The sequence below is a fragment of the Vreelandella glaciei genome, from assembly GCF_013415125.1.
GTDB lineage: Bacteria > Pseudomonadota > Gammaproteobacteria > Pseudomonadales > Halomonadaceae > Vreelandella > Vreelandella glaciei.
In genome coordinates this window covers 47,033-71,735 of sequence record NZ_JACCDE010000001.1, presented here as the reverse complement: position 1 = coordinate 71,735, position 24,703 = coordinate 47,033, and the positions used below count along the sequence as shown (strand labels likewise).

Here is a 24,703-nt window from a genome sequence, read left to right as displayed (position 1 = left end):
TAAGCTGATACATACAGAAAAGGGGCAACTCCGTTGCCCCTTTTGCTCATCTGCTCATTAATAGCCAGCTTGAACCGTTATTAACTATCGAACGGGTTACGCAGCACGATGGTTTCCATACGGTCTGGACCAGTAGAAATGATGTCAATACTCGTACCCACCTGCTCTTCGAGGAAGCTGATGTAGGCGCGGGCATTGGCAGGCAAATCTTCGACCCGTTTAGCGCCCAACGTGGACTCTTTCCAGCCTGGTAAATCCTGATAAAGCGGTTCGACAGCTTCATAGCCTTCCGAATCCACAGGATTATCCAGCACGTCGCCATCTTTACTGCGATAGCCAACGCAGACGCGGATATTTTCCAGTCCATCCAGTACATCCAGCTTGGTCAAGCAGATGCCAGAGACCGAGTTGATCTGCACCGCGTGACGCAGTGCTACGGCGTCAAACCAACCGCAGCGTCGTGCACGGCCAGTAGTGGCACCAAACTCATGGCCACGCTCGGCGAGGTGGCGGCCATCAACGTCAAATAGCTCAGTGGGGAATGGGCCTGAACCCACGCGAGTGGTATATGCCTTGGTAATACCCAGCACGTAATCCAAATAGAGCGGACCGACGCCAGAACCAGTGGCGGTGCCGCCTGCAGTGGTGTTCGAGCTGGTGACGTAAGGGTAAGTACCATGGTCGATATCCAGCAGCGAGCCTTGAGCACCTTCAAATAGGATGTTCTCACCGGCTTTACGCAGGTCGTGCACCATGCTGACGGTGTCGCAGACCATTGGGCGAAGCTCTTCCGCCATTTGCATCGCGGTATCCAGCACTTCCTGGAAGTCGACTGCCGGTTCGCCGTGGTAATTCACCAACACGAAGTTATGGTAGTCGAGCACTTCACCCAGCTTGGAAGCAAAGCGCTCGCGATGAAGCATATCGCCTAAGCGCAGGCCACGGCGTGCCACTTTATCTTCGTAGGCGGGACCAATGCCCCGGCCGGTGGTGCCAATTTTAGCGATACCACGGGCCTTTTCACGGGCCTGATCCAGGCGCACATGATAAGGCAGGATCAGCGGGCAAGCGGGTGAAAGACGCAGGCGCTCACGCACCGGTACGCCTTTAGCTTCCAGCTCACGGATCTCTTTGATCAGCGCTTCCGGGGAAAGCACCACGCCATTACCAATCACGCAGGTTTTGCCTGGACGCAAAACGCCGGAAGGAATCAGGTGAAGAACGGTTTTTTCACCGTCAATGACCAGCGTATGGCCAGCATTGTGACCACCTTGGAAACGCACCACGGCGGATGCTGATTCAGTCAACAGGTCAACAATCTTACCTTTGCCCTCGTCACCCCATTGGGTGCCCAGCACTACGACATTCTTACCCATTATGATGCACTCGTCTCTTGTGTCAGGGCCGTTGGCTGCCAACGACCATTGATAAGCTCAAGACGGCGGTCACATTCATGCTCCGCCGGCCCAGTACGCTGCCCAGGCAGCGCTTGAATCACGCGTTCCCCTTGCTCACGCAGTGCAACAATGGCAGCGTTGAGCGACTCATCCTGCTGGGCGGGTGCCCAAATACTACCGCAACTCGGGGCAGCCAGCGCCAACGACGCCAGTTGTTTAAGATCCATCGAGAAACCGGTAGCGGGGCGAGCGCGACCAAAGGCACGCCCTGTATCGTCATAACGCCCGCCTTTAGCAAGCGCATGCCCATAGCCCGGCACGTAGGCGGCAAACATCATACCGGTATGGTATTGATAGCCACGCAACTCAGCCAAGTCAAAGTAGAGCGACACATCAAAGCGTGCCAGTACGCCTTGATAGAGCGCATCCAACTGATCCAATGCCGCCGTGACCGAGGCTGGAGCGCCGGCAAAACGCTCGCGCGCCTGGCTTAGAATATCCGCCCCGCCATGCAGCTCACCAAGCGCCAACAGCATATCCGCTAATGCCGGATCACTAACACTAGCGTCTACAAGCTGTGCTAATTGGGTAGGCGATTTGAGCGCCAACGCTTCAAATAGCGCGCTTTCCTGCTCATCGCTGAGCACTGCTGCTTCAACTAGGCTGCGGTAAATACCGATGTGCCCAAGCGCTAGGTGGATCTCCTGAGCGCCGGCCGCTTTCATACTGGCCAGCGCCAAGTGAATAATTTCACTGTCAGCCTCAAGCCCAGCATGGCCAAACAGTTCAGCACCTACCTGCACGGGACTACGCCCGCCTTGGTGCTGATCCGCCTTTGCACGCAATACGTTGGTGCAATAACAAAGGCGCACTGGCCCCTGTCGCTTAAGCGAATGGGCATCCATGCGCGCCACTTGCGGCGTTACGTCAGCGGAGGCGCCCATCATGCGGCCGGTTAGCTGGTCGGTCAGCTTAAAAGTCTGTAGATCGAGATCTGTACCCGTACCTGTTAACAAGGAGTCCAGAAACTCAACCGGCGGCGGCATTACTTGGTCATAGCCCCAGCAATGGTAAAGATCGAGCAGCGCGCGGCGCAGCTCTTCCATGCGGCTTGCCTGAGGCGGAAGTACCTCATCCATGCCGTCGGGCAGTAGCCAGCGGTCAGCGATGGTCATGTGAACAATCCTGCAAGACGATGAAGGCCCAACAAACTCAAGCAGTAACGAAGCAATATGATTGCCGACGCCAGCGTTAAATGAGGGCCACAAAAAAACCGGGCGACGCCCGGTTGATAAATTCTATCACGTTTATTGGCCGGATAAACCCCGCCAAGCCCTATGAATGACGAGACGAGGAATACCGGTCAAACGCTACTTACTCACTGTCGCTGTCGCTTCCTTTCGGCTCTGGGTTACGCAAATAGCGGAAGAAATCGCTATTTGGCTCCAGCACCATCAGATTGCCATCGTCAGCAAAGCTTTCGCGATAAGCTTCTAGGCTGCGCCAGAAGGAAAAGAACTCCTGATCCTGACCATACGCTTCAGAGAAGATCGCAGCCGCCTGGGCATCACCTTCACCGCGCAGGGTTTCTGAGCGCTCATTGGCTTGCGCAAGCAACACCTGGCGGCGGCGATCTGCATTGGCCCGAATACGCTCAGCCTCTTCCTGACCTTGAGCACGCCACTCGCGAGCTTCACGCTCACGCTCGGAACGCATACGTTCAAAAACAGCTGCCGAGACGTCTTCAGGCAGGTCGATCCGCTTAATACGAATATCGCGGATAGCTACACCTAATTCCTCACGCATCAACTCGTCGAGTTCGGCGGTGGGGCCTGTCATCAGATCATCACGTCGCTCGGCAATAATCTCTTGCAGGTTCAAACGACCAAACTCATTACGCAGGCTTTCATCCACACGCGGTTGAATCAGGCGAATAGCCATCAGCTCATCGCCAGCCGTCGCCTCGTAGTAGCGCGTTGGGTTAATAACTTGCCACTTAACGTAGGAGTCAACGATCACCGCTTTCTGCTCAAGCGTCAGATAACGGCTAGTATCGGTATCCAGCGTTAGCAAACGCGTATCAAACTTACGAATCGTTTGCGCGATCGGCACTTTTGCGTGCAAACCAGGCTGAATATTCTCTTCGATGACTTCACCAAAACGCAGCTTAACGGCGCGTTCAGTTTCGTCTACCACGTACAGAGTGTTGCTCGCCAGCCACGCAACGGCAGCCAGACCACCAACGATTAGCAGGGATCGATTATTAATCATTTAACGGCCCTCCCTGCGGATGGAGCTACTATTGGTATTCGATGATGAACTGCCCTGGGTGCTACGCAAACGCTCCAACACATCAGGGTCTAACGAGTCATCACTGTTGTTCGCACTATCGCTCGACGATGAATTGCTGCGATTGCCACTAGTACCGCCGCGCATTTGATCCAGCGGGAGATACATTAAGGGGGCGTTTTCGCTCACATCCAGCAGTACTTTCGGCGAATTACTAAACACTTCTTCCATTGTGTCTAGATACATACGCTCGCGCATGATATCCGGCGCATTACCGTACTCGGAGAGTAGCGAGTTAAAGCGGTTGGCTTGACCCTGCGCTTCAGCCACTACCGACTCACGGTAACCCTGGCCCTGCTCAACCACACGCTGGGCCTGACCCTGGGCAGCAGGGATAATCGCATTGGCGTAAGCCATACCTTCGTTGATCGTACGCTGACGATCTTCACGGGCACGGATAACGTCATCAAAGGCATCAATTACCGGCGCAGGCGCAGATGTCGACTCAATGTTGATGGTTTGCAAACGAATACCAGCACCATAGTTATCAAGATAGGACTGCAGGCGACTAGAGACAGAGCTGCCCAGGATCTCACGACCCGAGGTCAGAATATCGATCATATCAGTACCGCCCACCACGTGACGCAGCGCCGAATCCAACGCATTCTCGATTGAGATAGCGGGATCACGCACGTTTAGAACGAAATCACGGGGATTAGCAACTTGGTACTGTGCTGAAATTTCAACTTCAACAATGTTTTCATCGCGGGTCAGCATGGACTGCGTTTGTGTCAATGAGCGAACGCGGGTCACATTCACCATCCGCACCTCGTCAATCAATGGCGGATTCCACTGCAGGCCGGGCTCTACTATGCCCTGGAATTCGCCAAAACGAAGCACAACACCACGCTCGGATTGGTCGACTAGGTAAAAACCCATCGCAGCCCAAATCGCCAGCGCAACAATAATCAGTAAGCCAGGCAAAGCGAAAGGGTTACGGCTTTTACCGCCACCGCCACCACCATCGCTTTTTTTGCTGCCGCCTTTTTTACCGCCACCCAGCATACTGTTGAGCTTATCCTGAAATTTTTTCAGCGCTTCATCCAGATCAGGAGGGCCTTGGTTGTTACCTCCTTTATTGCCGTTGTTGCCACCATTATTACTGCCACGGTTTCCATCATTATCATTTCCACCGCGTCGGCCGCCACTACTCCAAGGGTCGTGCTGGTTGCCACCACCAGGCTCATTCCAGGCCATACTTCGTCTCCACTAAGGTATTCGCTAACGCAAATGCCAACGTTTTAAACGATAGCATTTGCGTTTTGATATTATTGCTCTATAAACCTTGTACCATTTTTATACAAAGCAGAATACAAGCAGCGCTTTAAGATTCGTAATAAGCAGCCTACCACTCATCGGATTCACGTAATGCTACCGGTAAATAAGTATTGGCACGCTCGCCTAACTGAGCCATCAACTGATTAAAATCGCGCCGCGGCAAGCGCACATCCAGCACCGAATGTCCCTGCTCATCAAAAGCTTCCTCACGAACTGCATTCAGTTCGTGAAGACCAGCACGCAGCTTACCTTGCTCAGGATTAAGTGTCAGCGAGAAGCCAATCACATCGTTTGCTAAGCGTTCAGTCAGTGCTTCATGAAGCAATTCTAGCCCCTGGCCCTGCTGCGCTGAGAGCCAAACCACCTCTGGCACACCATGACCATCACGTTCAATACGCGGCACGCTGTCGAGCTTATCAATTTTATTCATGACTTTGAGCACTGGCACATCATCTGCACCAATCTCTTTTAGCACTAGCTCCACCTGCTCCACATTTAATTCGCGGTCAGGATCTGCTGCATCAATCACGTGTACCAGCAACGACGCTTCTGAAGCCTCTTGAAGGGTTGCTTGAAACGCCTCAACCAGCTTGTGCGGTAAATGACGGATAAACCCGACGGTGTCCGCCATTACCACAGGTCCGACGTCTTCAATTTCAAGCCGCCGAAGCGTTGGGTCTAGTGTGGCAAACAGCTGATCAGCGGCATAAACATCAGAGTTAGTTAACGCGTTGAACAACGTCGATTTACCCGCGTTGGTATAGCCCACCAGCGATACACTGTGGATTTCAGCGCGAGCACGGGCGCGACGATTCTGGTCGCGCTGGCTGCGCACTTTATCCAGCCGCTTGTGAATCGATTTAATCCGTCCACGCAGCAGGCGTCGGTCGGTTTCAAGCTGAGTTTCGCCCGGGCCGCGCAGGCCAATCCCGCCTTTTTGGCGCTCAAGGTGCGTCCACCCGCGCACTAGGCGAGTCGACATATATTCAAGCTGAGCAAGCTCTACTTGCAGCTTACCTTCATGCGTTCTCGCCCGCTGCGCAAAAATATCGAGAATAAGACCGGTACGGTCAAGCACTCGGCACTTGAGCTCTTGCTCAACATTGCGCTCTTGAGAGGGACTTAAGCTGTGATTGAAGATCACCAATTCTGCCGCGTGAGCCGCGAGCAGTGCCCGCAACTCTTCCAGCTTTCCTGACCCAATAAATGTACGTGAGTCAGGCCGGTGGCGGCTGGCAGTGAGTAGAGTCGCAGGCTCTGCACCCGCAGAGCGCACGAGCTCTAGAAACTCACCCGGGTCTTCACGTTTTTGCTCATCATGGAAATCGACATGAACAAGAACTGCCGTTTCACCGGCGTCTGGGCGTTCGAAAAACAATCAATACCTCGTGGAATCTCTTGCTTATCCAGCAGTGTTAAATCTCCGCGTCTTGCTCTGCCGGGTCTTGCGCAGGCAAGCGTACGTTACGAGACGGAACCACCGTAGAAATAGCGTGTTTATAAACCATCTGACTGACGGTATTGCGCAACAAGATAACAAACTGGTCAAACGATTCGATCTGGCCCTGAAGCTTAATGCCGTTGACCAAAAAGATGGAGACCGGAATGCGCTCTTTGCGCAGAATGTTCAAGTACGGGTCTTGAAGGGACTGCCCTTTGGACATGTTGCTCTCCCTAAAACTGTCGTTGGGGTTAATTATCAAATGGCGTGCCCTACTAGTGCTACGCCGCAATCTTTTTGCCCGAAAGGCCTAATGTTGTCGAAAAGGCCAAGTGGCCATTCGAAAACATACGCTTACTAAATTACTATCTTGAAGAACTATCTTACGCTAAGCACCGCTTTCACGCACGAGTTTCAACACCTTATCAAGCGCGTCAGGGTGCTGCGAATCCACCCATTCAAGCGATGGCCAGCTTCTTAACCACGTTAGCTGACGCTTTGCGAGCTGGCGAGTCGCGATTATACCCCGCTCTACAAGCGTGGCGTAATCATACTCACCTTCCAGATACTCCCACACTTGACGATAACCAACACTCTTCATCGCCGGTAGGCCTAAATGTAAGTCATTACGCTTTTTGAGGGCAGTGACTTCATTTATCAAGCCCTCATCCATCATTAGTTCAAAGCGCTTAGCGATACGTTGGTGCAAAAGGGCACGATCACTAGGTGCCAACGCTATCGACAACACGCGCCATGGAAAGGTTTCAGGCTGTTGCTCCGCCCATAACTCACTCATTGGCCGACCGCTGGCATAATACACTTCTAGCGCACGTATTAAGCGTTGAGGATCATTGGGATGGATACGCTGAGCAGAAACTGCATCCACTTCGGACAACCGTTTATGCAGCGACTCCAGCCCCTCATATTGCCATTGTGTTTCAAGTTGTTGCCGTATGACCGGATCAGCAGAAGGTAAACTGGCCACCCCCTCTATCAGCCGCTTGTAATAAAGCATGGTACCGCCAACCAATAGAGGAACCCGGCCCGCCGCGCTGATTTGTCGCATCAGCTCTATCGCATCTTCACGGAAGTCAGCCGCTGAATAGGGCTCTGCAGGATCGCGGATATCAATCAAGTGATGGGGTGCGCGAGCAAGTTCAGCGGCACTAGGTTTGGCGCTACCAATATCCATACCGCGATACACCATAGCTGAATCAACACTGATCAGTTCATGCCCTAAGCGCTCATGCAGCGCGATCGCGGTATCGGTTTTCCCGGCCGCAGTCGGACCCATCAAAAAAATTGCCCAAGGGCGCGTATCAGCCATGCGCGGGTAGTGCTCCACTATTTTTCAGAAATTAAATTGTCGTTCGTCATGCTGCTATTGGCCTCTTAAGAACAACCGATCAAGTGCTTTTAGCCCCATCTGTGTCCAGGTGGGTCGGCCGTGATTGCACTGATCACTGCGCTCCGTGCGCTCCATGTCGCGCAACAGCGCGTTCATTTCGTCGATCGTAAGCCGCCGATTAGCACGTACGCTGCCATGGCACGCCATGGTAGAGAGTAGCTCATGTAGCCGCGCCTCGACCTGATGAGTGCGCCCATAGCGCGCCAACTCCTCTAGCATTTGTCGCACTAAAGCCTCAGGGTCCGCCTGAGAGAGCAACGCTGGCAACTGGCGCACCAGCAGTGTTTCCGGTCCGGCAACATCCAGCTCAATGCCCAGCTTGGCAATGGCCTCTTGCTCGCTCTCAGCCGTCGCCACTTCTGCCCGACTAGCGGCGATAGAAACCGGCACTAGCAGCGGCTGGGCATCTAATCCTTTAGCAGCCGCTAGCTGTGTTTTCATACGCTCATAGACAATTCGTTCATGAGCGGCATGCATATCCACCAGCACCAACCCCTCAGCGTTTTGAGCCAGAATATAAATGCCGTGCAACTGTCCCAACGCAAACCCCAGCGGCGGTGGTGCAGTGGGATCGTTGTCGGGCATGGACAGGGGCGCTTCACGCACCTCGCTACCTCGCTCACCAGGAGCGCTCGTCTGCGGTGTTAACAGCGTCTCTTCGTGATTGGGATGGAGCGCCTGATAACCCTGCATAAAGCGGCGCACACGCTCTGCACCAGGGTGACGATCCGGCGAGTGGGTCAGCGCAATCCCCTGCTGCTGCCAACGGGGCTGTTCAGCGTTCGCTTCTGAAGCCGCGCCCTGTGCCAATGCGCCTGACGTGTCAGCCACCTCGCCCCCCCCCTCCCCTGGGGTCTCGGCGGGTTTAGCGGACGCCAGGGAGTGGTGGAGGCTCGAATAGAGAAAATCGTGAACCATACGACCATCACGAAAGCGCACTTCATGCTTGGTGGGGTGGACGTTTACGTCCACAACGTCTGGATCAAGCTCCAGATAGAGCACAAACACCGGATGCCGACCGTTAAACAGCACATCGCGATACGCCTGACGCACCGCATGGGCCACCAAGCGGTCGCGCACTACGCGTCCATTGACAAAAAAGTACTGCTGGTCGGCCTGGGAGCGGGAGTGGGTGGGCAGCCCCACCCAGCCGCTTAGCCGCAAACCGCCCGCTTCGCGTTCGATATAGCGGGCGTGCTCGATAAAATTTTTGCCCAGCAGCGAGGCGATACGCCGCTCACGGGCCGCTGCAGAATGGCCGGCGGGTAGTTGATGAATGACTTTTTGGTTATGGCGCAATACCCAGGCGATGTCGTAACGCGATAGCGCCTGACGGCGAAACGCCTCTTCCACATGGGCAAATTCGGTCTTTTCAGTGCGCAGAAACTTGCGCCGGGCGGGGGTATTAAAAAACAGGTCGCGCACGCCGACGCTAGTACCCCGTGGGTGTGGCGCGGGGGTAACCCTGGCTTCCATTCCCCGCCCTTCCGCGACCACCCGCCAGCCATGGCGGGGGTCATCTTCGGCATTGGAGATCAGCTCCAGCCGTGAGACAGAGCTAATTGATGCCAAGGCCTCGCCGCGAAAGCCTAGCGAGCTAACGCCCTCTAAGTCTTCCAGGCTGCCAATCTTACTGGTGGCATGGCGGGCCAGGGCCAGCGGCAAATCCTCTTCGCCAATGCCAATCCCGTCATCGCGCACCTTAATCAGTCGCGCGCCACCCTGCTCGATCTCCACTTCGATACGCTGGCTACCTGCATCAATGGCGTTTTCAATCAGCTCTTTGGTCACCGACGAAGGGCGCTCAACCACCTCACCAGCGGCAATCTGGTTGGCCAACCGTGGGTCGAGCACATGAATACGCGGCGCGGTAGCGGTCATATCAGTCAACTTGAAACCTCATGAACGATTAGTCATGAACGGGGAATCTGTAACACTTGGCCAACGCGAATCACGTCACCGTTCAATTCATTGGCCTGCCTCAATTGATTAACCGGCACGCCGTGACGTACGGCAATCGCAGAGAGGGTATCCCCCGACTGAATACGGTATTCGTTACCCGCAGGGCGACGCTGATTATCACGCTGCCAAGCAAGCAGGCTGGCCGGTGGCGGGTAGCGTTCAAAATGCTCACGCAAGCCGCTGAAAATAGCCTGCGAAAGCCCCGATTGATGGACTGGGTCGCGCAGACGACGCTCTTCATCCGGGTTGGAAATAAAGCCAACCTCAATGAGCAGCGAGGGTATATCCGGAGATTTCAGTACCATAAACCCAGCCTGTTCAACGCGAGACTTATGCAGCCGATTAATCCGTCCTAGTTGCTCTAACACCTGCCCGCCGATAGACAGCGAATCGTTTAAGGTGGCGGTCATGGTCAAATCCAGGAGCACGCCGCGCAGCACCTGGTCTTTATCGCGCAAAGAGAGGTTGCCATCGACACCGCCGATCAGATCGGAACGGTTCTCGCTATCGGCCAGCCATTGAGCGGTTTCCGAGGTGGCACCACGCTGGGAGAGCGCATAGACCGAACTACCTTGTGGCCTTGGACTGGTAAAGGCGTCGGCGTGTATGGAGACAAAGAAGTCAGCCTTCTGCTCACGGGCCAACGTGGTGCGCTGACGAAGTCCTAGATAGTAGTCTCCATCCCGCACCAGCACGGCCTTAAAGCCTTCGGTGCCGTTGACTTGCGCGGCTAAGCGCCGGGCAATTTCCAGCACTACGTCCTTTTCGCGGGTACCTGATGGGCCAATTGCCCCAGGGTCTTCGCCACCATGACCGGCATCCACGGCAATAATAATATCGCGCCTTGGATGCGGTTTGGCTTCCTGGACCTCTGCCGGGGCTGGGTCACTAGGCGACGCTGCGCTGCTGGGTAGTTGGCTTTGAGCAGATGCTCGCTGGGCCTGAGTTTCCTGATCTCGAATCATCGCCTCGATAGGATCGATCGGGTTCTCGACGGCGCTCTCACCGGGATACTCAAGATCAACGACCAGCCGGTGGCCGTACTGGTCGTTAGGTGTCAGGGTAAAGTGACGCGGCTCAATTTCTCGATTGAGCTCAAGCACTACCCGAAGGCCGCCGCTTTCTCGCGTGCCAGTACGCACCGAGGTAATCGCACTGTCATGCAAAGGCAGCGTACTGGGATCGGTGTCCATTTGAGTATCATCTAAATCAATCACCAACCGCGCAGGGTTCTCTAGTGAAAACACGTTGGCATTCGTGGCAGAGGACAGATCAAATACCAGCCGGGCATGATCCGGCGCCGCCCAAAGACGCATACTTTCCACGCTGGACGCTTGAACATTAACCGCCGCCAGGGCAAAAAAACTGGCGGCTAACAAACAAGATACACGTGCCGCTATGCCCTTTATTTCCATTGAATCACACCGTTGCCCAAATGGTCGGAACTTACCTTGCCTACTTTACTTTCCAATAATGCCAGCATACGCCTGCCCCGATCACTGCTCGCTGTTAATGAGGCTAAGCGCCCTTGAGCGGCCACTTCAAGCACCAGCGCGATATCAGGAGCTGGCAGCCACCCTTCCCCTCGGCTGGGCCACTCAACAATACTAAGCGCATCGTCGGCCAGCATGTCTCGACCACCGATAAACTCAAGCTCTTCTGGATCTGACAAGCGGTACAAATCTAGATGATAAACCCGTTGGGCACCCAGCTCGTAAGGCTCGACCAGCGTGTAAGTGGGGCTTTTAACCGTCCCTCGATGGCCATAAGCACGCAGGATACCGCGGGTTAGCGTCGTTTTACCGGCTCCCAGCTCACCTTCCAGATACACCAGCCCGCGTCCTTGCAACACCTGCCCGAGTGCTTCGCCAAAGGCGACCTGGGCTTCTTCGTTGTCTAATTGCACCTGCATGTGGGCTGCCTTCACGGATTAATCAATTTTCGCGCATAGGATGCCAGATCGCTGGCCAGCAGGCCACGCTCACCTTCTTGCTTTGCCGCTCGATCAGCCGCTAACGCGTGCACCATCGTGGCTAGCCAGGCGCTAAACTCCACCTCACCGCGCTGCGCAACCAGCGCTCCCAGCATGCCGCTAAGCACATCGCCCATCCCGCCGCTGGCCATGCCCGGGTTGCCGTAAGGGCACACGACCAAGCCACTGGGGCCAGCGATTAAACTGCCCGCGCCTTTTAGGATTACCACGCCACCCCGGGCGCGTTGCAGTGCCTGGGCAGCGGCAGGTCGATCTGCCTGAATATCGGCCACCTCACAGCCCAACAGTCGTGCGGCTTCACCAGGGTGCGGGGTCAATATCCAGTTATCGCGGCGAACATCCGGCCATTGACGCGCCAACAGGTTAAGCCCATCAGCGTCCACCACCAGTGGCGCATCTGACTGAAGCGCACTCTGAAGCACCGCCTGCCCCCAGGCAGCCTGACCCAGCCCGGGCCCCACTACTACAACGTCAGCGTTATTAGGCAGCTCTGCGGCCTCGGCGCCACCGCGTACGCCATGGGCCATCACTTCCGGGCAACGCACCAAACTCGCAGTGATATGCTCTGGGGCCGTCGCCAAGCTTACTTTCCCTGCCCCCAAGCGCGCGGCGGCCTGGCAGGCCAGCAGCGCAGCGCCACCGAAACCGGGTGCGCCGCCCATCACCAGTACGTGCCCCATATCACCTTTGTGGTTAGTGCGCAGGCGTGGCGCAAAGGCATCGGCCAGTAGCGAATCATCCAGACGCCAAGCCGTGGGGGGAATGTCGAAATAGGGCTGGGCTTTGACGCCCAAGGGGCGAAAATCGATCTCGCCGGTATAGGCTGGCGCCTCCCCTGTATGCAACCCCACCTTATCGCCAATAAAAGTCACCGTGCAGGCGGCTTTAACAGCAATACCCAATACAGCACCGGTGTCTGCGACTAATCCTGAGGGAGTATCAATCGCCAGTACCGGCCGATGCGCGGCATTGATCATTTCGATAGCACGCTTGAAGCGTCCCTCTACCTCACCGGTCAAACCGGTCCCCAACAGCGCATCGACAATCACTTCGCCGGTGAGCTCAATGCCAGCGTGCCACTCTTCGCAGCCCACCCCCGCAGATGTTGCCAATTCTGCTGCACGGGCCGCATCACCGCTTAGCTCGACTAGGGGCTTCAGCGTAATTCGCTGCACCTTAAGGCCGGACTGCATGGCCAGCGCTGCCAGCACGTGACCATCGCCACCGTTATTACCACTCCCACACATCACGGTTAAACTGCGCACTTGTGGCCAGCGGGAGCGGAAACTGTGCCAGGCACTTGAAGCAGCGCGCTGCATTAGCGCAAAACCATCAATGCCGCCGGCAATGGTGCGACGATCCAGTTCCCGCACCTGGGCGGATTTATATAGAGGGCGTAGCATGGAAGTACTCGGGACCGTCACGATCGCTCCTTTCACATGTTTTGATGGCTGCCAATGCGTTAGCATAGCGCGCTTAATGCCTTGCTGTTGATTGACTATGTCGAATTCCACTGCCTTTGCACGTTCTGATGGTGCAATGACTGACCAGAAACTTGCTCGCCTTGCCGACCTGATTAAAACCTGGGGGCGAGAGCTGGGCTTTCAGCAGGTGGGCATCACCGATACTGAGCTGTCGGCTCATGAAGCCCATCTCGAGGCGTGGCTAGAAAAGGACTACCACGGCGAAATGGGCTTTATGGCCAAGCATGGCACTAAGCGCACTCGCCCTGCGGAACTCGAACCCGGCACTCAACGCATTATCAGCGTACGCATGGATTATCTCCCCGCCGAAGTGGAGAGCACCAAGGTGCTCGGTCAGCCCAGCCGCGCCTATGTATCGCGCTACGCCTTGGGGCGTGATTATCACAAGCTAATCCGCAAACGGTTAGCCCTACTAGCAAAAAAAATTGAGCAAGAAGTCGGTGACTTTGGTTACCGCGCTTTTGTTGACTCAGCGCCAGTCATGGAGCGCGCCCTGGCCCAAAAAGCGGGGCTCGGCTGGTTTGGCAAAAACGCCATGCTGCTCAACCCTAAAGCGGGCTCGCTGTTCTTTCTGGGCGAACTGTATACCGACCTGCCGCTCCCCATTGACGCACCGTTTGAGCACGAACACTGCGGTAGCTGCAGCGCTTGCCGCACCGCCTGCCCTACCGGCGCCATCGTTGACGATAAAGTGGTCGACTCCCGCAAGTGCATTTCGTATCTCACCATCGAACTACACGGCGCGATTCCGGTCGAGTATCGCCGCGCCATGGGCAACCGTATTTACGGCTGCGATGACTGCCAACTGGTCTGCCCTTTCACCCGCTTTACCCATATCACCCAGGAAGATGACTTTGCGCCGCGCCATGACCTAGACCGCGCATCGCTTATTAGCCTGTTTGGCTGGGGCGAAGCGGAGTTTCTAGATAAAACCGCTGGCAGCCCCATTAGGCGCATTGGCTACCAGCGCTGGCTACGCAATATAGCCATTGGCCTGGGCAACGCACCCTGGAGTGAGGCCGTAGAAGCCGCATTATGGTCACGCCGCGCTTACCCAAGCCCTCTTGTCCGTGAACATGTTGCCTGGGCGCTTGAGGAGCAACGCAGGAAGCGCGGTGAGCGCATTGCTACCGATACCTGCGCTTCTTAACGACGCTTTTTAACTACCCTTCTTAACGACTCTTTTTAACTACTCTTCTTCGTCACTGCTCTGCTCAACGCGCAAAAACGTACTGCGGTAGTGGGCTAGCTCAGCAATCGACTCTTTAATATCGTCCATGGCCAAGTGCACATTCTGCTTACTAAAGCCCGCCAACGCGCCGGGGTTCCAGCGTTTGGCCACCTCTTTTATGGTAGACACATCGAGATTGCGGTAGTGGAAAAAATTGAGCAGCGCAGGCATCTCACGCTCCAGAAAACGGCGATCCTGATGGATGCTGTTACCGCACATGGGCGACGATCCCGCCACCGCGTACTGCTGCAGAAATGCCAGGGTTTGCTGCTCAGCTTCAGCGGTTTCCACCTGGCTGGCTTTTACCCGTGCGACTAAGCCTGATTCGCCGTGGGTTTTCTGGTTCCACTCATCCATTTGCGCCAGCAGGCTGTCTGGCTGCTTCACCGCAATGATTGGCCCTTCCGCCACCACATTCAAATCCGCATCCGTAATGAGTGTGGCTACTTCAATAATCCGCTCTTTATTTGGGTCGAGACCGGTCATCTCGAGATCAATCCACACCAGCAGATCATCCCGTGGCGTCGTTTTTCCTTCCGTTGCAGCCGTCGTTGCGTTGCTCATTACCATTATTCCTTTGCCTAAATGCGTATAACATCGCGCAAGTGTGCCTTAAATTGGCCCGTCAAGCAGCTAGACAGGCCTACTTGGCGACTAGATAAATACAATGACACCTTTGCTAGGTACAATGGAGCCTATTGTACCTAGCATCGGGTAGACATGAGCAAACGAAAATTAAGTCGTCAGCAGCAGTGGCGAGTCGATAAAGTCCAGGCGGAACGTGCCCAGCGCGCTGAAAAGCGCGACGTGCAAGACGCTGAAAAACTTGCCGCCGGCGAATACGGTGCCGAACAGCCGGGTCGGGTCGTTGCTCACTTTGGACGCACACTAGAGGTGCGCAATAGCGATAATGAACCTGTGCGCTGTCACTTACGCGCCAACTTGGACGGTCTCGTTACCGGCGACAGAGTGATATGGCGTGCAGGCCAGGAAGGCTCCGGCGTGGTGGTGGCCCGGGAAGAGCGCGACAGCGTGCTAAAGCGCCCCGACGCTCGCGGCCTGCTCAAACCGGTGGCCGCCAATATTGACCAGCTATTGATCGTATTTGCGGTCGAACCCGCGCCTCATGCCAATCTTATTGACCGCTATTTGGTTGCCGCCGAAGCGACCGGTATAGCGCCAGTGCTGGTGCTCAACAAAACCGATCTACTGCCAGAAGATGGCGGCGAGTTAGGCAAATTGTTAGAGCGCTATCGCGATTTGGGCTACCCCGTCGTGCGCACCACCACCGCTACCGAAACCGGTCTGGATGATCTGCGCAGCCAGCTTGAAGGGCGCACCTCGGTGTTTGTCGGTCAGAGCGGCGTGGGCAAGTCATCGCTAATCGACCTGCTACTACCCGATGAAACCCTGCGCATTGGTGCACTCTCGGAAGACTCCCGCAAAGGCACTCACACCACCACCACGGCACGCCTCTATACCATGAGTCGCGCTGAAGTGGCCGACGGCGATCTCATCGACTCACCGGGTATTCGCGAGTTTGGCCTAGTACACCTCAACGAGCAGGAAGTTACCGACGGTTTTATCGAGTTTCACGACTATATTGGTCATTGCCGCTTTCGCGACTGCCGCCACCGTAATGAGCCAGGCTGCGCTTTACTCGCAGCGGTCGAGGCAGGCAAGATTCATCCAGCACGCTTTACCAGCTACCGGCGCATACTTGATAGCTTGGATAGCTAGGATTTAAAGGAGTTACTCATGAGCACCGAAAGCCAATCGTCGGAATCCAACCTGCTGCCGCTAATCGTTGAACCCGAACAGCTGCAGGAACATTTGGATGACCCACAGCTGCTGATTATCGATGTACCGGTTAATGGCGACAACTATCGCCAGGGCCATGTGCCTGGGGCGATCTTCCTCGATTTTCGCTACTTGATGCGCGGTGAAGGGCCGGTACCCAGCGACGTTCCCAGCGTAGAGGCGCTATCGCGGCTGTTTAGTGCCCTGGGCTTGACCCGCGATACTCACGTGGTCGCGTACGACGACGAAGGCGGCGGCTGGGCGGCACGCTTACTGTGGACGCTAGATCTTATCGGCCACACTCGCTACTCCTATCTCAACGGCGGCATTCACGCCTGGCGTGATGCGGGCCTGGAAGAGAGCACACAACCAACTGCCCCAACTCCCAGTGAATACCACGCTGAGTTTCTCAACCCCCAAGCCCTGATTACCTGCGACGAAATCAAACAGAAGCTCGACGATAAGCAGTTTGCGGTATGGGATGCGCGCTCCAAAGAGGAGTACGATGGCGTACGTGGCAACAACAAGCACCTGGGCCATATCCCAGGAGCGGTCAATATGGATTGGCTCCTCGCCATGGACCGCACCCGTGCGCTACGTATACGCGATTACGCCGAGCTCATCACCGAGCTAGGCGCCTTGGGCCTCACGCCCGACATGGAAATTGCTACCCACTGCCAAAGCCATCACCGCAGCAGCTTTACCTGGCTGGTGGGCAAGGCGCTAGGCTTTAATATGCGCGGCTATGCGGGCTCCTGGGGTGAATGGGGCAACCGCGACGACACACCGGTTGAGAAGTGAAAATATTACTGTGACTCTTTCCCAAAAAGCCTTTTCGCTACTCCAGTATCCGCTGCCCCAGCACGCGCTATCGCGCCTGACCGGCAAGTTTGCCCAGTGTGATAATCCCTGGGTAAAAAACACCTTGATTAAAGCGTTTATAAAACGCTTTAACGTTGATATGAGCCAGGCGCTGGAACCAGACCCCACTGCTTACGCCACATTTAACGACTTTTTCACCCGTGCACTTAAAGCCGATGCGCGGCCCGTGGGAGAAGGCATCCTCAGCCCCGCCGATGGCACGCTTTCCCAATACGGACGCCTACAGGCCGGACAACTGGTGCAGGCCAAAGGCCACACCTACTCCGCGCAAACCCTGCTCGGCGGCGATACGGCACTGGCAGAAGAGTTCTTAGGCGGCAGCTTTGCCACCGTTTATCTCTCGCCAAGGGATTACCACCGGGTGCACATGCCGGTGACGGGGACGCTTAGGGAAATGATCTACGTGCCGGGGCGGCTCTTCTCGGTCAACCAAGCCACCGCCAACTACGTGCCCGGCCTCTTCGCCCGCAACGAGCGCTTAGTATGTATCTTTGATACCGAGCACGGCCCTATGGCGATGGTACTGGTTGGTGCGATGATCGTCGCCGCTATCGAAACCGTCTGGTCAGGGCAGGTGACGCCGCTTTCTGGTTACCCACAGCGCATGCAGTTTGGGCAGCCCATAGTGCTGGAAAAAGGCGCTGAGATGGGCCGTTTCAAGCTTGGCTCCACGGTCGTGATGTGCTTTGCTAACCCCGTCAACTTTGAAGAGCGTCCTCTGGCGACAATGGTCAGCATGGGAGAGTCGTTAGGTAATCACTAGCAATTAGGCGTTGAGAATGTAAGCACGTCTTCCAGGCGTGCTTTACCCAGTGCCAGTTGAATAAGACGATCAACCCCCAGGGCGACACCAGCACCTTCAGGCATCCCATGCTCAAGTGCGGCCAACAGGTACTCATCAACGTCTACCTCAGGCAAGCCTAAGCGGCGGCGTTCAACGTTGTCTTCAGCAAAGCGTGTGCGCTGTTCCTCTGCATCGGTCAGCTCATCGTAGCCGTTAGCCAACTCAATACCGTTCAGATAGATCTCAAAGCGGGAAGCCACCCACTCACCGTCTACGTCTTGATGGCGTCGCGCCAGAGCTGCTTGGCTAGCAGGATAATCAATCACCACACTTAGCTCTTGCTGGCCTAACTGTGGCTCGATTACAACGCTCATTAACAGGTCAAGGCACGTCTCGCGGCTTTCATCGGCTAAGGATTGGATAGGCATTTGCGCACGCTCGGCAGCTATCGCCCGCAGTCTATCCAGCGAGGTGGTGAACGGATCAACCTCTACGTAAGTATGAAACAGCTCCCGGTAGCGGTAATGCACAAGCGGGCCGGGAAAACTGGGCAGCAGTGACATAATGAGCGTCGCGGTCTCATCAATCAGTTGATCCAGCGTAAACTGTGGCCGATACCACTCCAGCATAGTGAACTCGATATTATGCCGGGCGCCGATCTCACCATCGCGAAAACTGCGCGCAAGCTGAAAGATCGGCCCACAGCCCGCTGAGAGCAAGCGTTTCATATGGAATTCAGGGGAGGTTTGCAGCCATAGACGGCGCTGCCCCTTGTCCGTGCGCGCCAAGGTGTGTAGCGAGACCAAGTGCACATCCGTGCTGCCCCCCTGCCCCAGCACTGGTGTTTCCACTTCTAGCACGTCACGCTGGGCAAAAAAAGCGCGCACTTTGGCCATTAACCGCGCTCGCTCACGGAGCGTCTCAATAGACGCTGAGGGTTGCCAATCAATGGCCATAACGACTCCTTGAAAAAAACCACCTTAAACAATAATGGCCACGCACATAGCGTAGCCATTAAGACATGCAAGCGCCCTAAAAAGCGATCAAGCGCGGGAAACGTAATCCCCACTGCGCGTATCAATTTTCAGCACTTCACCCTGGTTGATAAACAGCGGTACACGCACCACAGCACCAGAAGACAAGGTCGCAGGCTTAGAACCACCCTGGGCGGTATCGCCTTTCAAACCGGGATCCGTTTCCACGACTTCCAACTCGATAAAGTTAGGTGGCGTCACGGAAATGGCCTTATCATCCCAAAGCGTAATGATATAAGGCACCTGCTCTTTCAGCCACTTAACGGTATCGCCTAGCGCTTTTTTCTCTACCGCATACTGCTCAAACGAGCCATCGGTCTTCATAAAGTGCCACATGTCACCGTCGGTATAGAGATATTCCATCTCTAAATCCATGACATCGGCACCTTCCAGCGAGTCACCGGATTTGAAAGTCTTCTCACCTACGCGGCCAGTCATCAGATTCCGCAGCTTAACGCGGTTAAACGCCTGCCCTTTACCGGGCTTGACCAGCTCGTTCTCAACGATCGAACAAGGATCGCCGTCGAGCATTACTTTCAGACCGGCCTTGAATTCGTTGGTAGAATAGTTCGCCATAATGTCTCTCAATCATCCATTTCAGTTATTTGTTTCAACAGGTGGTGCGCGAAACCATACTTTGCCGCCGTCAGCAGGTTTATATACCAGCAGCGTTGCAAATGGCGTCGTTAAATAAGTGTGCGCATGATAACCCGAAGGAGGGCTTTTTTGCAGGAGAACATCATTATCGCCGCGTCTGAAACGCAAAGCCATCGCGACTCCCTGGTGCAACCTACTTGGCAGCAGCAGCTTTCTCATGCCATTCGCGATCCGCAAACACTTTGTGACCGGCTGGGCCTAAGCCACGACTGGTTGGCGGGCGCCCAAGCAGGTCACGACCTGTTTGACGTATGTGTGCCTGAGGCTTATCTCAACAGAATAGCCTATGCTGACATAGACGACCCACTGCTGCGCCAGGTGCTGCCGCTGGGCGAAGAAGCGTTCACGCCGCATGGATACGTCGTCGATCCGCTCGCAGAAGCCGACCACCGGCCCGCTAAAGGACTGATTCATAAGTATGCTGGCCGGGTGCTGCTTATCGCCAGCCCTAACTGTGCCATCAACTGCCGCTACTGCTTTCGCCGCCATTTTCCCTATAGCGACAACTCCCCCTCCAGAGCACAGTGGCAGGAAGCACTCGACTACTTACGAAGCGACACCACTATTCACGAGGCGATTCTCTCCGGCGGTGACCCGCTGGCTGCCAGCGATCGCCAGCTGGCATGGCTGGTAGAACAGCTAGAAAGCATCCCGCATCTTAAAAGGCTGCGGATTCATACCCGCCTACCGGTGGTAATTCCCGACCGGGTCGATGACGCCCTGCTTGGTTGGCTCTCCGCCACACGCCTGCAAAAAGTGGTGGTGCTGCATATTAACCACGCCAATGAAGTCGACCAAGCCATGGTAGATGCCTGCGCGCGCCTTAAACAAACAAGCGCTACGCTGCTTAATCAAAGCGTGCTGCTGCGCGGCGTCAATGATGACGTGGCAACTTTAGCGACACTGTCGGAACGGCTATTTGAAGCAGACATTCTGCCCTATTACTTACATGTATTAGACCCGGTGCAGGGTGCCGCCCATTTTGATGTGCCGGATAGTGAAGCCCGCGAGCTTGTTGCTAGACTGCGCGATCACTTACCGGGTTTCTTAATGCCACGCCTGGTACGTGAAATTCCCGGCAAAGCGAGCAAAACGCCGCTATAGCGCTTATTAAACGGTACAAATCAGTGCAGATAGCGACTTTTGCGCACCATCAAGATGCATGAAGCGAGCTAGTGTCGCAGCTGCTTTGAAGGCGAATGTACTGTAATTCTCTGAAACAAAAAAAGTTACTTCGAAACGGTCACGATTTTGCTCCATATCTAAGTGTTACAAACGGGGTATCGGCAGCGAACGCTGCTAGACAATTTAGCTTCCAATAGATCGCTAGGGTTCCGACACCATCAACGCATAACCCCTGATGGATGTGGCTGGTCCGAGAGCAATCGACCTAACGCCAAGGCGCTAGGTTACACGGCGGGACAAAAGCCCGGGAGGACAAGGTGCAGTGATGCGCCGATGCCCCCGAGTTTTCCCTTAGCCGCTGGAGGCTGCCATGACCCGTTGCAATCATACTTCCCCAAAGCACTTCCCCCTCGCTACACTTTCAGCCGCGCTCTCTACCACTCTGCTGGCAACGACCCTTGTCGCCGCTGCGCCTGCCCAGGCACAAGAGCAGGATGAGTTTAGCGTCTGCTGGTCGATTTATGCCGGCTGGATGCCCTGGGCCTATGCTGATGTTGAAGGCGTGGTCGATAAATGGGCCGACGAGTACGGTATCAGTATTGATGTGGTGCAAGTGAACGACTACGTCGAGTCAATCAATCAGTTCACCTCGGGCAACGTTGACGGCTGCGCCATGACCAATATGGATGCGCTGACGATCCCCGCCGCCAGTGGCGTCGACTCTACCGCGCTGATTATCAACGACTACTCTGATGGTAACGACGGCATTGTGCTCAAGGGCAGCGACGATCTTGCCGACATTGAAGGCCGTGAGGTCAACCTTGTTCAGTTCAGTGTCTCCCACTACTTTCTGGCACGCGCCCTCGAAAGCGTCGGCCTTACTGAACGCGATATTGAAACGGTCAATACTTCCGATGCGGATATTGTGGGTCTTTTCTCTAGCGATACCACCGAGGCCGTCGCCGCATGGAACCCACAGCTAAGCGCCATCGCAGATATGCCAGACAGTAACGTGGTGTATACCTCAGCGGAAATTCCCGGCGAAATTCTCGACATGATGGTCGTTAATACACAAACACTAGCGGATAACCCCGAGCTTGGTCATGCCTTAGTGGGCGCTTGGTACGAGGTGATGGGGCTAATTGAAGCAGATGACGAAAACGCGCTGACTATTATGGCCGATGCCGCAGGCACGGATCTGGAAGGCTACAAGAATCAGTTAGACGCCACCTACCTGTATACCGACCCAGCGGAAGCAATCGAGTTAATGGAAAGCCGCGAGCTGCTCGAAACAATGGAGCGGGTCGCCGAGTTCAGCTTTGAGCACGGGCTTCTGGGTGATATGGCACCCAATGCTGGCGGCGTCGGCATCGAAACCCCCAGCGGTGTATTTGGCGATGAGGGCAATGTACAGCTGCGCTTCGATCCTAGTTTTACCCAGGCTTACCTCGACGCTCAGTAACGAGTTGCTCCTACTTTAGCGCTACGGGAGTGGCTATTGCCACTCCCTCTGCTCTCATCTTCCGTGGACTTCGTCATGAAGCGATTAATTAACTTAGCACCCTCTCGAGGCGGCCGCTGGCTGCTGGGTTTGCTGCCTTTTTTGCTGCTGGCGATGCTCTATTTGAGCCTCTCCAATACAAGACTGGCGGAAAACCCCAACGACCGATTGCTGCCCACGCCCTCGACCATGGCAAGCTCCTTTTACCACTTGGCCACCGCCGAGAACGTGCGCACGGGGGAGGTTGTGCTGTGGACAGACACCTTCGCCAGCCTAGAACGCATTGTGATCGGGGTAGGTATTAGTGCCTTGATCGGCCTGATGGTCGGTATCTTAAATGGTGGCATTCCAATTATCCGCGCCAAGCTTTCCCCCCTGGTGACGGTGGCCTCGCTAATACCGCCGATGGCGATACTGCCGATTCTGTTTATTGCTTTTGGAACCGGCGAGGCCGCCAAGATTGCGCTGATTGTGATTGGCGTTACGCCCTTTCTTATTCGTGACTTACAAGGCCACGCCCTGCGACTGCCCGACGAACAGTTGATCAAAGCGCAAACCCTAGGTGCCAGCTCATGGCAGGTTTTGTTAAGAGTTCTGCTGCCGCAGCTTACCCCGCGGCTATTAAATGCCACCCGTTTAGCGCTGGGCACTGCGTGGCTATTTTTGATCGCCGCCGAAGCCATTGCCGCTCAAGAAGGACTTGGCTACCGCATTTTTCTGGTGCGTCGCTACCTCTCCATGGACGTAATTCTGCCCTATGTGGCCTGGATTACTCTCTTAGCCTTTCTGCTTGATCAACTGTTGGCCTGGGTATCGCGGCTGGCATTCCCTTGGTACCACTCAGGCGAAGGAGATAAGTCATGAGCCTGCTGGCCGCCAAACGATTAGAGAAGCATTACGGCAACCATGTAGTACTCGAAAACCTTAATTTCAGCGTTGAGCCCGGCGAGTTCGTCACCTTGGTGGGTGCTTCAGGCTGCGGTAAAACTACCTTCCTTAAAATGCTGCTGGGCACCGAAGCGACCTCCCGGGGCAGCCTCACGCTGGATGATCAGCCCATTCCCAATGAGCCGGGGCCTGATCGCGGCGTGGTGTTCCAGAAGTACTCCGTATTCCCCCACTTAACCGTGCTCGGCAACGTGATGATCGCCGATGAGTTACACAGCGCCAAACTGCTGGCTAAGAGCTTCGGTGCCGCCAAGCGACGTGCTGTGGAAAAAGCCCGCTCTCGCATCGACGAAGTTGGCCTTGATCACGCACTTAGTAAATACCCCCACGAGCTGTCCGGCGGCATGCAGCAGCGCCTGGCCATTGCTCAGGCGCTAATGATGCGGCCACGCATCCTGCTGCTTGATGAGCCTTTCGGCGCGCTAGACCCAGGCATTCGCCAGGACATGCACGTGCTGATCAATCGCCTGTGGCAAGAGCAGCAACTGACGATCTTTATGATCACCCATGACTTAAAAGAAGCCTTTGAGTTGGGCACACGGCTGTGGGTCTTCGATAAAACTCGCCACGACCCGCAGGCCCCCGAAGCGTATGGCGCGACGATTACTTATGACCTACCTATTTCGAGAGACCGTCCCTCTGCCGAATTAAAAGAGGCGCTCAACCAGGGCGGCATGAAAACTCATTCTCAGGAGACGCTTTTATGAACAGCGAACCCGCTTACACCACCCATTTACCCGGCGGGCACCACTGGTCGCTGCGCCTGCGCCGGGGCACCACGCTCACCCTGACCGCCCAGCAGGCCGACAGCAACGTGGGGCTTTTGTGCTACAACCCCGAAAACCTGCTGGAACGCTTAAATCTACCTGACACCCTGAAGTGCCAGCACACCTTTAAGCTCACCCATGGCCACTGCCTTTATTCGGATATGGGGCGTATTTTTGCCTCGATTACCCATGATGACCTGGGCTGGCACGACAGCGTTGGCGGCAACTTGATGCCCTACCACTTGCTCAAAAAAGGCTGGCAGCCGGTCAACTATCAGCAGGCCTATAACGACTGGACCCGTACCGGCTTCGATGCCTTTTTGGTGGAGCTTGCCAAATACGGCATGGGCCGCCGAGATATGGCGGCCAATCTCAACCTGTTTTCCCGGGTAGAAAGCGACGACTACGGCAAGCTGAGTTATGTCTCGGGCCACTGCCAGCCCGGCCAAAGCGTCACGCTGCGCTTTGAGATGGATACCCTAGTGTTGCTTCACACTTGCCCCCACCCCCTCGACCCCAGCGCCGACTACCCCCGTCGCGGTGTCGACATCGCCCTCGGCACCACAGAGCCGCCCACGGAAGACGACCCCTGCTACCGTTCACGGCCCGAAAACGCCCGTGGCTTTGCTAACAATCGCCTTTACCACCTCGGCTTATAAGGG

General features: G+C 55.6%; 23 protein-coding genes and 1 riboswitch. Of the genes, 9 read left to right on the top strand and 14 right to left on the bottom strand.

Annotated features, from left to right (window positions below; all coding sequences use genetic code 11):
* Window positions 1–80: 80 nt before the first annotated feature.
* From HZS80_RS00310 to HZS80_RS00260, 11 genes are all read right to left on the bottom strand, one after another.
* Window positions 81–1,376: an adenylosuccinate synthase gene (locus HZS80_RS00310; RefSeq protein WP_008958623.1), complete on the bottom strand. Its 1,296-nt coding sequence runs from the start codon at window positions 1,374–1,376 to the stop codon at window positions 81–83.
* Window positions 1,376–2,572 carry an ATP phosphoribosyltransferase regulatory subunit gene (locus tag HZS80_RS00305; protein WP_179914799.1) on the bottom strand — a complete coding sequence of 399 codons (1,197 nt, stop codon included), beginning with the start codon at window positions 2,570–2,572 and terminating at the stop codon, window positions 1,376–1,378. Before HZS80_RS00305 ends, HZS80_RS00310 begins: the two co-directional genes overlap by 1 nt.
* A 199-nt stretch (window positions 2,573–2,771) precedes the next feature.
* Entirely contained in the window at window positions 2,772–3,668 is an 897-nt protein-coding gene (gene hflC / locus HZS80_RS00300) for a protease modulator HflC (protein WP_035566410.1), read from the bottom strand.
* Window positions 3,669–4,943: an FtsH protease activity modulator HflK gene (gene hflK, locus HZS80_RS00295; RefSeq protein ID WP_035566412.1), complete on the bottom strand. Its 1,275-nt coding sequence runs from the start codon at window positions 4,941–4,943 to the stop codon at window positions 3,669–3,671.
* Between the two features lie 148 nt (window positions 4,944–5,091).
* Window positions 5,092–6,402, bottom strand: a complete 1,311-nt coding sequence (gene hflX / locus HZS80_RS00290; RefSeq protein WP_035566413.1) for a ribosome rescue GTPase HflX — start codon at window positions 6,400–6,402, stop codon at window positions 5,092–5,094.
* A 37-nt stretch (window positions 6,403–6,439) separates the two neighbouring features.
* The gene (gene hfq / locus HZS80_RS00285) at window positions 6,440–6,688 is read right to left on the bottom strand and encodes an RNA chaperone Hfq (protein WP_007114649.1); all 249 of its coding nucleotides are present in this window, start codon (window positions 6,686–6,688) and stop codon (window positions 6,440–6,442) included.
* Between the two features lie 165 nt (window positions 6,689–6,853).
* Window positions 6,854–7,792: a tRNA (adenosine(37)-N6)-dimethylallyltransferase MiaA gene (gene miaA, locus HZS80_RS00280; RefSeq protein WP_035566416.1), complete on the bottom strand. Its 939-nt coding sequence runs from the start codon at window positions 7,790–7,792 to the stop codon at window positions 6,854–6,856.
* A gap of 54 nt (window positions 7,793–7,846) precedes the next feature.
* On the bottom strand, window positions 7,847–9,754 hold the full coding sequence (mutL, locus tag HZS80_RS00275; protein WP_035566861.1) for a DNA mismatch repair endonuclease MutL: 1,908 nt from the start codon (window positions 9,752–9,754) through the stop codon (window positions 7,847–7,849).
* Window positions 9,755–9,786: 32 nt separating this feature from the next.
* A complete protein-coding gene (locus HZS80_RS00270; protein WP_035566419.1) occupies window positions 9,787–11,250 on the bottom strand; it encodes an N-acetylmuramoyl-L-alanine amidase in 1,464 nt (487 codons plus the stop codon).
* A complete protein-coding gene (tsaE, locus tag HZS80_RS00265) occupies window positions 11,241–11,747 on the bottom strand; it encodes a tRNA (adenosine(37)-N6)-threonylcarbamoyltransferase complex ATPase subunit type 1 TsaE (protein WP_035566422.1) in 507 nt (168 codons plus the stop codon). The genes HZS80_RS00270 and tsaE overlap by 10 nt, the downstream gene beginning before the upstream one ends.
* A gap of 11 nt (window positions 11,748–11,758) precedes the next feature.
* Window positions 11,759–13,231, bottom strand: coding sequence for an NAD(P)H-hydrate dehydratase (locus HZS80_RS00260; RefSeq protein WP_035566424.1), 1,473 nt, complete (start codon window positions 13,229–13,231; stop codon window positions 11,759–11,761).
* A 97-nt stretch (window positions 13,232–13,328) separates the two neighbouring features.
* Between HZS80_RS00260 and queG the strand changes: the two genes are divergently transcribed.
* Window positions 13,329–14,462: a tRNA epoxyqueuosine(34) reductase QueG gene (gene queG, locus HZS80_RS00255; protein WP_374730586.1), complete on the top strand. Its 1,134-nt coding sequence runs from the start codon at window positions 13,329–13,331 to the stop codon at window positions 14,460–14,462.
* A gap of 39 nt (window positions 14,463–14,501) precedes the next feature.
* On the opposite strand, the gene orn is transcribed toward queG, so the two are convergent.
* On the bottom strand, window positions 14,502–15,107 hold the full coding sequence (gene orn, locus HZS80_RS00250) for an oligoribonuclease (protein ID WP_179914798.1): 606 nt from the start codon (window positions 15,105–15,107) through the stop codon (window positions 14,502–14,504).
* A gap of 156 nt (window positions 15,108–15,263) precedes the next feature.
* Here orn and rsgA point away from each other — a divergent pair, with 156 nt between their 5' ends.
* From rsgA to asd, 3 genes are read left to right on the top strand one after another with little or no spacing between them, the layout of a single operon-like run.
* On the top strand, window positions 15,264–16,283 hold the full coding sequence (rsgA, locus tag HZS80_RS00245) for a small ribosomal subunit biogenesis GTPase RsgA (protein ID WP_179914797.1): 1,020 nt from the start codon (window positions 15,264–15,266) through the stop codon (window positions 16,281–16,283).
* Between the two features lie 18 nt (window positions 16,284–16,301).
* Complete coding sequence (locus tag HZS80_RS00240; protein WP_179914796.1) at window positions 16,302–17,144, top strand: sulfurtransferase; 843 nt, start codon at window positions 16,302–16,304, stop codon at window positions 17,142–17,144.
* A gap of 10 nt (window positions 17,145–17,154) precedes the next feature.
* On the top strand, window positions 17,155–17,988 hold the full coding sequence (gene asd / locus HZS80_RS00235) for an archaetidylserine decarboxylase (protein ID WP_179914795.1): 834 nt from the start codon (window positions 17,155–17,157) through the stop codon (window positions 17,986–17,988).
* Here the strand turns inward: asd and epmA are convergent.
* Window positions 17,985–18,965, bottom strand: a complete 981-nt coding sequence (epmA, locus tag HZS80_RS00230; RefSeq protein WP_179914794.1) for an EF-P lysine aminoacylase EpmA — start codon at window positions 18,963–18,965, stop codon at window positions 17,985–17,987. The genes asd and epmA overlap by 4 nt on opposite strands.
* A gap of 87 nt (window positions 18,966–19,052) precedes the next feature.
* Window positions 19,053–19,619, bottom strand: a complete 567-nt coding sequence (efp, locus tag HZS80_RS00225) for an elongation factor P (RefSeq protein WP_133730405.1) — start codon at window positions 19,617–19,619, stop codon at window positions 19,053–19,055.
* Window positions 19,620–19,769: 150 nt separating this feature from the next.
* Between efp and epmB the strand changes: the two genes are divergently transcribed.
* From epmB to HZS80_RS00200, 5 genes are all read left to right on the top strand, one after another.
* Window positions 19,770–20,804 (top strand): EF-P beta-lysylation protein EpmB, encoded by a 1,035-nt coding sequence (epmB, locus tag HZS80_RS00220; RefSeq protein ID WP_179914793.1) that lies wholly within the window; start codon window positions 19,770–19,772, stop codon window positions 20,802–20,804.
* Between the two features lie 211 nt (window positions 20,805–21,015).
* Window positions 21,016–21,138, top strand: a riboswitch (guanidine-I (ykkC/yxkD leader).
* 57 nt (window positions 21,139–21,195) lie between these two features.
* On the top strand, window positions 21,196–22,287 hold the full coding sequence (locus HZS80_RS00215; protein ID WP_179914792.1) for a putative urea ABC transporter substrate-binding protein: 1,092 nt from the start codon (window positions 21,196–21,198) through the stop codon (window positions 22,285–22,287).
* Between the two features lie 75 nt (window positions 22,288–22,362).
* The gene (locus HZS80_RS00210) at window positions 22,363–23,190 is read left to right on the top strand and encodes an ABC transporter permease (RefSeq protein WP_179914791.1); all 828 of its coding nucleotides are present in this window, start codon (window positions 22,363–22,365) and stop codon (window positions 23,188–23,190) included.
* Complete coding sequence (locus tag HZS80_RS00205) at window positions 23,187–23,981, top strand: ABC transporter ATP-binding protein (RefSeq protein ID WP_179914790.1); 795 nt, start codon at window positions 23,187–23,189, stop codon at window positions 23,979–23,981. Before HZS80_RS00210 ends, HZS80_RS00205 begins: the two co-directional genes overlap by 4 nt.
* Window positions 23,978–24,700, top strand: a complete 723-nt coding sequence (locus tag HZS80_RS00200) for an urea amidolyase associated protein UAAP1 (RefSeq protein WP_179914789.1) — start codon at window positions 23,978–23,980, stop codon at window positions 24,698–24,700. The genes HZS80_RS00205 and HZS80_RS00200 overlap by 4 nt, the downstream gene beginning before the upstream one ends.
* Window positions 24,701–24,703: the final 3 nt, after the last annotated feature.